Here is a 2,070-nt window from a genome sequence, read left to right as displayed (position 1 = left end):
TCGTTGTGAGCATGAACATGGAAGGTGAGCGACAGCTGATGGCACGTTTACCTGACGTGATGCTGTACGAGAGATGGAGGAAGCGGCGTCCCTTCGTATCGGGTGCCGCGCGGCCCTCCGGAGTCGCCCTGCGGGGGGAGGCTTCAAACCACCCAGCGGTGCCTTAGCTAAAGACTGGAAATGGTGCTGAACGGTCTGGGAGAAGTCCGGGTAAGACCCGGGCAGGTGGGGATCAGGAAGATGAGCGAACGGGTGAAAGCCTACTGCCGTCTGAAGCGTCGTAATTCCATCAGCTGATTGTCGAAACCAGGGCCTCGATTTTGTCTTGGGAATAGCCCGGGGGATACCCGCTTACTGCCCGGGCGGCATCCGGCGTATAGGTGGCATCAGCCTGATCTGCTGCTCTCGTATGGAACATGTGAACGCGTGCGGAGAAACGGACACTGGCCCTGGGTGGCCGGTGGCGAGAGGGACGCCCCTAGCGGCTGAATCCGTGAGGGGCAGGTACCGGTGGCGAAGCACGTGGGCGGACACTCCCGAGTAGCTGTGAAGCCCGGCTTTTCGCGGTCGGTGTGGAGCCAAGGGGAAGTGGCTGTAGTGGGACACGGATACGCACAACCGTCTTAAGGGGAGGATGCGTGTGAGTGGACCGGCATCGCGGGGCAAGTCGTTTGATATCCCTCGGCAACTGGTGTGGGATGCCTGGCTGACGGTAAGGGAGAACGGTGGGGCAGCCGGGCCTGACGGGGTGACGGTCGAGCAGTTCGAGGCGGACGTAAAAGACCGCCTGTATGTGCTGTGGAACCGCATGTCGTCGGGGTCGTACTTTCCCGGTCCGGTAAGAGCGGTGGAGATCCCGAAGCGCGATGGAAAGGGAGGCTTAAGGGTTCTAGGTATTCCCAACGTGGTGGACCGTGTGGCGCAGACGGTGCTGCGGATGGCCTTGGAGCCGAAGGTCGAGCCGGTGTTCCATCGGGACTCGTACGGCTACAGGCCAGGCCGCTCGCAGCGCCAGGCGCTCGAGGTCTGCCGGAAGCGGTGCTGGTCGCACGACTGGGTCGTTGATCTTGACGTGCGGAAGTTCTTCGACACCGTGCCCTGGGATAAACTGCTGGCGGCGGTGGCGTACCACACAGACCGGAAATGGGTCCTGATGTATGTGGAACGCTGCCTGAAAGCGCCGTTGAGGCGGGCCGATGGAGCCTTGCAAGAAAGAACGATGGGCCTTCATCAGGGCGGTCCGGTATCTCCACTGTTGGCGAACATCTTCCTGCACTGGGGGCTCGACGTCTGGTTGGCGCGCGAGCTTCCGAGCGTTGCGTTCGAGCGCTTTGCGGACGACGTGGTGCTTCACTGTGTGAGTCTGGAAGAGGCAAGGGACGTGCTGGCTGCGGTAAAGGCAAGGTTGGCCGATGTCGGGCTGGAAGTGCATCCCGGCAAGACCCGGATCGTGTACTGCAAGGACAGCAACCGAAACGGCGACTACGAAATTACGTCGTTCACGTTCCTGTCCTTTACTTTCCGACCCCGCAAGGCGTGGAATAACACCCGGAAGAAGGCTTTTACGAGCTTCATTCCGGGAGCTGCGCCCGAACGGGTGGCCGAGTTCAGCCGAGAAATGCATGATCTGAGATTCCATAGACGCACAAACCAGACCCTCGAACAGCTCGCCACAGCAATCAACCCAAAGGTGGCGGGCTGGCTGGAGTATTTCACTATGTTCTACCCGTCGGGGGTGCGTGTCATCGGCAGACGCATCGATCGCCATCTGATGCGCTGGGCAGAAGGGAAATACAAGCGGCTGAAACGCAGTGACCGTAGGGCGCGGGCGTGGCTCAGGGGAGTCCGGGAACGGTCCCCTGGCCTGTTTGCGCACTGGGAATTGCGGTACTGAACGCCTCGTAGAGCGGTGCGGCTACCTACGGACTCGCCAACCTCTGCGGGATGAGCAAAGCCACAGGCGGCCAGGCGAGCACCGCTCGTGATGTGCAGCAGGAGCCGGATGAATCGAGAGATTCACGTCCGTGATCTGTGGGGGCCAGGGGCTGAAATGCCCCTGGCTACCCGGCA

1 protein-coding gene is annotated in these 2,070 nt (G+C 61.4%); it reads left to right on the top strand.

The genetic code is table 11. The annotated features are described in order from the left end of the window. Positions 1-640 precede the first annotated feature (640 nt). A complete protein-coding gene (gene ltrA / locus B207_RS0105230; RefSeq protein WP_026310701.1) occupies positions 641-1,894 on the top strand; it encodes a group II intron reverse transcriptase/maturase in 1,254 nt (417 codons plus the stop codon). The last annotated feature ends 176 nt before the right edge of the window (positions 1,895-2,070 follow it).

This window comes from Parafrankia elaeagni, from assembly GCF_000374165.1.
In the GTDB taxonomy this organism is placed as follows: Bacteria; Actinomycetota; Actinomycetes; order Frankiales; family Frankiaceae; genus Parafrankia; species Parafrankia elaeagni.
Note: the sequence above shows the minus strand (reverse complement) of the source record. Positions and strands in the feature narration are given on the sequence as shown.